Origin of the sequence: Brooklawnia sp. (assembly GCF_032229645.1) — a bacterium.
Lineage (GTDB): Bacteria > Actinomycetota > Actinomycetes > Propionibacteriales > Propionibacteriaceae > Brooklawnia.
On record NZ_JAVTWX010000066.1, the window covers coordinates 2,684 to 10,121 of the forward strand.

Here is a 7,438-nt window from a genome sequence, read left to right on the forward strand (position 1 = left end):
GCAAGCCGCTAAGCAGGTAACCGGTTCAGCCACTACTTGAGGGTTGTTCGGCTATCGGCACGCGGGGCCACATGTGCCGATCCACAGCGGTGACTTCGAGTTCCAATTGATGTAGTTATCTTCAGTAGTAGTCATCACTTCTGTGGAATCTGGGGATAACTCGCATCACCGCTAGTCCACTGGGTGAAGCCAGGCTGTGGACAACTCTGCTTGGGCGTCCACGAGTCCTCGGCGGGTTGTGGATGAACCTCGTGGTTGTGGATGAGTATGCACCGCTCGTCCACTGACTGTTCGACAATGTCAACAGGCAAGCAGCGTTATCCACAGGCCTGTGCGCGCGATGCCGCTGTGCCGACGCTCAGTGGCCGGACTGTTTGATGTTGTTGGTCAGCTCGGTGACCTGGTTGTAGACGCTGCGACGTTCGCGCATCAGCTGGCGGACCTTGCGGTCGGCATGCATCACCGTGGTGTGATCCTTGCCGCCGAACTGTTGGCCGATCTTCGGCAACGAGAGGTCGGTCAGTTCGCGGCACAGATACATCGCGATCTGGCGTGCGGTCACCAAGGTCTGCGTTCGTGAGGTACCGATCAGGTCGTCTATGCCGATACCGAAGTACTTCGCGGTCTCGTCGATGATCGTGGACGCCGTGACTTCGGCCTCCGGTCCGATCGGGATGAGGTCTTTGAGGACGACTTCGGTGAGATTGAGGTCGACATCCTGACGATTCAGCGAGGCGAAGGCCGTGACACGGATCAACGCGCCCTCAAGTTCGCGGATATTCGTCTGGATCCTCGAACCGATGAACTCAAGCACCTCGGGTGGCAACGAAAGCCGCTCGGACGCCGCCTTTCGCTTGAGAATGGCGATCCGGGTCTCAAGGTCGGGCGGCTGCACGTCGGTGATCAGCCCCCACTCGAAGCGGCTCCGCAACCTGGGTTCTAGTGCCTCGAGTGCCTTGGGATGCCGATCGGAGGTCATCACGATCTGCTTTTGAGCGTTATGCAACGTGTTGAAGGTGTGAAAGAACTCTTCCTGTGTTTGGATCTTCGACTCCAAGAACTGGATGTCATCGATCAACAACACGTCGACATCGCGGTAGGTGCGCCGAAAGGCGGTCGTCCGGTTCTCCGAGATTGCGTTGATGAAGTCGTTAGTCAGCTCTTCGGTGCTGACGTACTTGACCCGGGCGTCTTCGAAGTAGTCGCGGACATAGTGGCCGATCGCGTGCAGCAGATGCGTCTTGCCGAGCCCGGAATCGCCGTAGATCAGCAGCGGGTTGTAGGCCTTTCCAGGGCTTTCGGCCACTGCTGCTGCCGCGGCGTGTGCGAAGCGATTCGAGTCGCCGATGACGAAGTTGTCGAAGGTGTACTTCGGGTTCAGCCGGTCGACGTCGTTGCGTTCGACAGCGGGAGCTGTGGGCGCCACCACCGGAGGCGCGTCGCGGCGGGTGAGTTCGGTAGCGACGATCTCCGGCGCGGGTGGTGGATCGGGTGGCTGCAGATCAAGCTCGAGGTCGGGTTGCACGGTGACCGCGATCCGCATCGAATTGTGGAAGAAATCCGACAATGCCTGCTCGATCTCGCTACGCTGGCGGGTCTCGAGGCGCTCGCGGGCGAACTCGGAGGGTACAGCGATGAGAACGACCGTTCCGTGGACCGTCAACGGGTGTGAGCTCTTCAGCCAGGCCCGGGAGTTCTTGTCGGCATGATTCAAGACGTGCTGCCAGGCCTTTGCCAGCGTCGCATCGGCTGAAATGAGTTCATGCTCATCGGCCACGATCGCTACTCACCTTCTGTTCAGGTCTTCAGATCTATCGACGATGGCAGTCGTCAGCGCGCTCCGCCACGATAGTTTTCCACAGGTCTGCCGTCGGTATGCCCGCTCGTCAGGTCCTGCGTCGAAAAGGCCGGTAGCCAAAGGCAATGCTGCTGACCGCCGGCCTGTGGAAAACTCGCTTCAGGCGCTAGACGCTAGTCACTTCCGCGGCCGGACGCAAGCGAAGACCGCAACAGATCAGGAATCGTTCGGCGTGTCGGCTGGACGCGGGGTTGTGGCGGTGTTTCAGGGGGGCTTTTGCCGATCATTGAGGGCGTGGCGTAACATTAGTGAACCGTTGTCGTGAACGGATCGCGTGCATGCCCGCAGGGGCCGCACCTCCGGCTGGCGATGGCTCCTATATCTTGCTTCACCCGAAGCATGCACGAGACGAATGACGGAGACCTCCCTTGAGTAAGCGCACGTTTCAGCCGAGCAACCGCCGGCGTTCCCGTACCCATGGCTTCCGCGCGCGTATGAGCACCCGTGCGGGGCGAGCCATCGTTTCGGCCCGCCGCCGTAAGGGCCGGGCCGAGCTCTCCGCCTGACTGATGCTTCCGGCGGCCGCCCGGATGCGCGCATCGCGCGAATTCGGTGCCACGGTTCGTGGTGGCGTGCGTGTAGCGCGCCCGAGTGTCGTGGTACACGCGTCATCGGCCGGTGATCAGCAGCGACGAGTTGGATTCGTGGTTTCGAAGAAGGTGGGCAACGCCGTTACTCGCAATCGGGTCAAGCGGCAGTTGCGTCACCTGGTGCGGGTGCACCTGGACGAAGCTCCGCCCGGAACTCGGGTCGTGGTGCGGGCCTTGCCCGCTGCTGCCCTGGCTTCGGCCGATCTGTCTGGTGATCTGGCAGGTGCCTGGCAGTCTGGGCTTCGGAAGTTGGAGGGGCGTCGATGAAGTATCTGCTGATCGGGTTCGTGATGGCCTGGCGCAAACTGATCTCGCCGCTCTATGGAGATGTGTGCAAGTACTACCCCAGCTGCTCCGCCTATGGGCTGGAGGCCCTGCAGCTACACGGCGCCATCAAGGGCTCCTGGTTGATCGTGCGTCGTATCGCCAGTTGTCATCCCTGGGCACACGGAGGATTCGATCCGGTTCCCGGTTCAGCTATGGAGGCCGAAATGGCCGCGCACCCCGAGCGTTTCAGGGGCTGCGATGATGCGCCCGACAACTATGAGGTGGCGACCTGATGGGTTTCGATCCGTTTCTCTTTCTTGGCATCTGGGACGACTTAGGCAAGATCGGCAGTGCGATCATGCAGCCGCTCTACTGGGCGGTCTCGGGCATCATCGTGCTCGCGCACCGACTCTGGGCGCCGATCTTCGGCACCGATTCGGGCGTCACGTGGGCCCTGTCGATCATCGTCTTGACGATCGTCATCCGTAGCTTGATGATGCCGCTCTATGCGAAACAGCTGAATTCCTCGCGCGCCATGCAGGCCTTGCAGCCGAAGGTGCAGGCGCTGCAGGAGAAGTACGGCTCGGATCGGGAGCGTCTGGGCCAAGAGACGATGAAGCTGTATAAGGAAGAAGGAGTCAGCCCAACGTCGAGCTGTCTGCCGATGTTGATTCAGCTACCGATTTTCTGGGGTCTGTATCGAGTGCTCTATGGTGCCGCACAGGGGCAGGCCAGAGGCACGTTCTTCGTGGACAATCCGGACCTTGTCGAATCGCTTCGGCATGCGACGCTGTTCAATGCGCAGCTGTCCGGCACCTTCTTGCCGATGACCAACGGCTTCGGCGCCACTCAGGTTCTGACGCTCATCATGATCATCTTGATGACGGCACTGCTCTTCTTCCAGCAGTTGCACATGATGCGCCGCAACATGCCGCCGTCGGCCTTCGAGGGTCCGATGGGCCAGCAGCAGAAGATGATGCTGTATCTGATGCCCGCGATGTACATCTTCATCGGTCCGCAGATTCCGGTGGGTGTGCTTGTCTACTGGATCATCAGCAACCTGTGGACCTTCATCCAGCAGTACGTGATCATCAGGAACTACCCGACGCCGAACACCCCTGCTTACGTCGAGTGGGAGGAGCGGATGGTCGCGAAGGGGAAGGACCCCAAGGAGATGGAACGTCAGCGCGCGAACAAGGGCCGCAAGCGCTCCAGTGGCGGCACTGCCGCTGGGAGCAGGACGGTCAAAGGTCAGTCCGGCGAACCGACGACGGTGAACCGCCAGCAGGTGAATCGCCAGACCGTGCGCACCGACGGCGACCAGAAGCAAGTGGTTCAGCGTCAGCAAGTGCAGCGCAGCAGTCGCGCCGCACGTAAGAAGAAGTAGCGCGAACCTCGGGTCCGGTCGGTCCCAGAATCAAGCGTCCAGATCAGGAGAGTTCACCATGGATACTGAAGAGCTTCGCAAGGTCCTCGATACGGAGGGCGATGTCGCCGCCGACTATCTCGAGGAGTTGCTCGAGATCGCAGATCTCGATGGGGACATCGACATCTTTTCGGAAGGCGACCGCGCGCATGTGTCGATCGTGACCGACAGCGACGTGCTGGTGGGACGCGATGGCGAGGTGTTGAGTGCGCTGCAGGAGCTGGCCCGGCTGGCAGTGATGACCGAGACGGGTAAGCGCAGCCGTCTGATGCTCGACGTGGCAGGCTTTCGTGAGAAGCGCCGGATCGAGCTCCAAGGTCTCGCGACCGAGGCGATCGTGGAGGTGCAGGAGACGGGCGAACCGGCGCGGCTCGGTGCGATGAACGCCTTCGAGCGGAAGGTTGTTCACGATGTCGTGGCGGCTGCCGGGTTGGTGAGCGAGTCCGAGGGTCAAGAGCCGAACCGGCATGTGGTGATCCGGAAGGCCGACTGAGTGGTCGGCGAGGCCGTCCTGGAGAGTGTATTCGGGGACGACCGCGAGGTGATTACTCGATATGTCGATATATTGGCAAGTCGAGGAATCGATAGAGGTCTGCTTGGGCCCCGTGAGGCGAATCGGCTCTGGGACCGACATATTTTGAACAGCGTGGCGGTTGCGCCCTTGGTTTCCAAGGGTGCTTCGGTGGCGGACATCGGCAGCGGTGCAGGTCTTCCTGGAATCCCTCTTGCCATTGTTCGTCCCGATGTGTCGGTTGTGCTGGTCGAGTCACTGCTGCGCCGCTCGGTCTTCTTGACAGAGGTGGTTGCTGAGCTGGGCCTCGATGATCGTGTGCGAGTCGTGCGGGCTCGGGCGGAGGACCTCGAGGGATCCTTCGAGGTGGTGACCGCGCGAGCCGTTGCTCCGCTCTCCCGCTTGGTCGGCTGGACGAAGCACCTCTTTCTCCCCGGCGGTGAGCTGCTTGCGTTGAAAGGCTCTTCGGTAGCCGACGAGGTAGCCGAGGCGCAGAGCAGTTTGCTCGCCAGCGGGCTCGTGGCGGACGTGCGGCCGGTGCGGGCAGCCGCTAACCTTGAGGAGACTTTTGTGGTTCGGGTTCAGAGCGTTTCACGTGAAACGCAGCCCGTGAGGTAAGGGAGGCGACCTGGCGATGAAGTCCAGCCCCAAGGGATCCACCGTTTCACGTGAAACGCAGCTCCCATCGCCACAGCAGACTCGGACGATCGTCATCGTCAACCAGAAGGGCGGAGTCGGGAAGACCACGACCGCGGTCAATGTGGCGTCAGCGCTGGCCCGCGGCGGGCTGAAGGTCCTGATGATGGATCTGGATCCGCAGGGCAACGCCAGTACAGCCCTCGGCATCAATCACCAGCCCGGCATCGCCGGCACCTACGAGGTGCTGCTGCAGCACGCCAAGATCGCCGACGTTCAACAACCCTCTCCCGAGTCGGAGAATCTCGTCGTGGTACCCGCGACGATCGATCTGGCCGGAGCGGAGATCGAGCTGGTGCCGCAGGTCGCCCGTGAGCAACGACTCCGGAAGGCGGTGTCGGCCCATCTAGCCGATAGCGCGGTCGACTACGTGATCTTCGATTGCCCGCCATCACTGGGACTTCTGACCCTCAACGCACTGGTCGCAGCGAATGAGATTCTGATGCCGATCCAATGCGAGTACTACGCATTAGAAGGCGTCGGCCACCTACTGCGCACCATTGACCTGGTCAAAGACGAGCTCAATCCCGAACTTGAGATCGGGACTGTGCTGCTGACGATGTTCGATGCGCGAACCAAGCTGTCCGCCCAGGTAGGCGAACAAGTACGCCAGTACTTTCCTGATCAAACCCTGGTCACGCTCATCCCCCGCTCCGTGCGCCTTAGTGAAGCCCCGAGTTATGGCCAGACGATCCTGGGTTACGACCCACAGTCCGTCGGGGCCAAGGCCTACCGTAGGGCGGCTGAGGAGATCGCGCAGCGGGGTGCGCGGCTCTCGGTCGAGGCGGCGACAGTCGGAGCGACGCGATGAGCGGGCGCCCAGGAGGCGGCCTCGGCCGAGGGCTGGGCGAACTCTTTCAGAGGACCGACCTTGAGGCACCGGCTTCGAGGGAGGAATTGGGGAGCGGCGAGTCGACGGATACGGAGTCCTCGGTTGTCATGCCAGACGGTTCCTACTTCGCAGAGATTCCGGTAGCGCAGATCAGCCCCAATCCTCAGCAGCCGCGGCAGGTGTTCGACGAAGACGAGCTGGCCGAGCTGGCAGAATCGATCAGCGAGATCGGATTGCTGCAGCCGGTTGTCGTGCGCAAGTTGGACGACGATCAATACCAACTCGTTGTGGGAGAGCGCCGCTGGCGCGCGCACAAGCTCGCGGGCATTGATGCGATACCTGCGATCGTCCGCGTCACCGATGAAGCCGAGTTGCTGCGGGACGCGCTTCTGGAGAATCTGCATCGCGCGCAACTGAATCCGCTCGAAGAAGCCGCCGCGTATCGACAGCTCCTGGACGATTTCGGCTGCACCAAGGAAGAACTCGCCAGTCGCATCAAGCGGTCTCGTCCGCACCTCTCAAACACGCTGCGACTATTGAATTTACCCACGTCCGTACAGCGCCGAGTGGCGGCCGGAGTCCTGTCGGCCGGCCACGCGCGAGCGCTATTGATGCTGGACGATCCGCTCTCGATGGAACAATTGGCGCAGCGGATCGTGGCAGAGGGAATGTCGGTGCGCGCCACCGAGGAAGCGGTCGCCCTGGCGCACCGAGTCGATGAGAGGCCGACGCGCCCACGCCAACGGACAGCCCGTGCACTCCCGGAACAGGTTCTCACGCACGCGAACGGACTGGCAGACTGGCTGGACACCCGGGTACAGGTCAGCATGGGAGCACGCAAGGGCCGGTTGACCATCGAGTTTGCCGACGCGGACGACCTGGATCGAATCATGGGATTGTTGGACGTGGATACGCCAGGACGCGGCGATTGACCGGCTAGGTCTTGCGCCGGATCAAGCGGCTGGGGGTGGCGTCGTCGTCGCCTGCGATCCCTAGTGCATATATCGATATATGGTTAAAGCATTAAACACCTAAACCGATACAGCAATAATGCGCATCGTCCGGTCCGGCGTGAGAGACGCCCGATGGTTCGATCTCACCGTTCACTGGTCTGGCTCGACATGACAGTGGCCGCCCCCTCACCGCACAGGGAGCGGCCACACGTGCCTTCATGGTCCGACAGATCGGATACTCTATGCTTCAAGGACGGCCTCGATCGCCTTGACCAGCGCTCCCTTGGTCTTGCCGCCTTGCATCG

Annotated in this window: 8 protein-coding genes and 1 pseudogene; 8 read left to right on the plus strand and 1 reads right to left on the minus strand. The window is 61.6% G+C overall.

Features of this window, described 5'->3' with window-relative positions:
• Positions 1-358: 358 nt before the first annotated feature.
• Positions 359-1,777 (minus strand): chromosomal replication initiator protein DnaA, encoded by a 1,419-nt coding sequence (gene dnaA, locus AAFP05_RS04660; RefSeq protein ID WP_341728690.1) that lies wholly within the window; start codon positions 1,775-1,777, stop codon positions 359-361.
• A gap of 449 nt (positions 1,778-2,226) precedes the next feature.
• Between dnaA and rpmH the strand changes: the two genes are divergently transcribed.
• The 8 genes and pseudogenes from rpmH (at position 2,227) to AAFP05_RS04700 (ending at position 7,112) form a co-directional block, all read left to right on the plus strand.
• Positions 2,227-2,364, plus strand: coding sequence for a 50S ribosomal protein L34 (rpmH, locus tag AAFP05_RS04665; RefSeq protein WP_341728691.1), 138 nt, complete (start codon positions 2,227-2,229; stop codon positions 2,362-2,364).
• Positions 2,365-2,367: 3 nt separating this feature from the next.
• Complete coding sequence (rnpA, locus tag AAFP05_RS04670; RefSeq protein ID WP_341728692.1) at positions 2,368-2,715, plus strand: ribonuclease P protein component; 348 nt, start codon at positions 2,368-2,370, stop codon at positions 2,713-2,715.
• Positions 2,712-2,924 (plus strand): annotated as a pseudogene (gene yidD / locus AAFP05_RS04675) (membrane protein insertion efficiency factor YidD); the annotation flags it as partial. The gene rnpA and the pseudogene yidD, both read left to right, overlap by 4 nt.
• Before the next feature lie 83 nt (positions 2,925-3,007).
• Positions 3,008-4,102 (plus strand): membrane protein insertase YidC, encoded by a 1,095-nt coding sequence (yidC, locus tag AAFP05_RS04680; RefSeq protein ID WP_341728693.1) that lies wholly within the window; start codon positions 3,008-3,010, stop codon positions 4,100-4,102.
• A gap of 58 nt (positions 4,103-4,160) precedes the next feature.
• Positions 4,161-4,634: a R3H domain-containing nucleic acid-binding protein gene (locus AAFP05_RS04685; protein WP_341728694.1), complete on the plus strand. Its 474-nt coding sequence runs from the start codon at positions 4,161-4,163 to the stop codon at positions 4,632-4,634.
• Positions 4,635-5,270: a 16S rRNA (guanine(527)-N(7))-methyltransferase RsmG gene (gene rsmG / locus AAFP05_RS04690; RefSeq protein WP_341728695.1), complete on the plus strand. Its 636-nt coding sequence runs from the start codon at positions 4,635-4,637 to the stop codon at positions 5,268-5,270.
• Positions 5,271-5,286: 16 nt separating this feature from the next.
• Positions 5,287-6,159, plus strand: coding sequence for a ParA family protein (locus tag AAFP05_RS04695; protein WP_341728696.1), 873 nt, complete (start codon positions 5,287-5,289; stop codon positions 6,157-6,159).
• Positions 6,156-7,112 (plus strand): ParB/RepB/Spo0J family partition protein, encoded by a 957-nt coding sequence (locus tag AAFP05_RS04700; RefSeq protein WP_341728697.1) that lies wholly within the window; start codon positions 6,156-6,158, stop codon positions 7,110-7,112. Before AAFP05_RS04695 ends, AAFP05_RS04700 begins: the two co-directional genes overlap by 4 nt.
• The last annotated feature ends 326 nt before the right edge of the window (positions 7,113-7,438 follow it).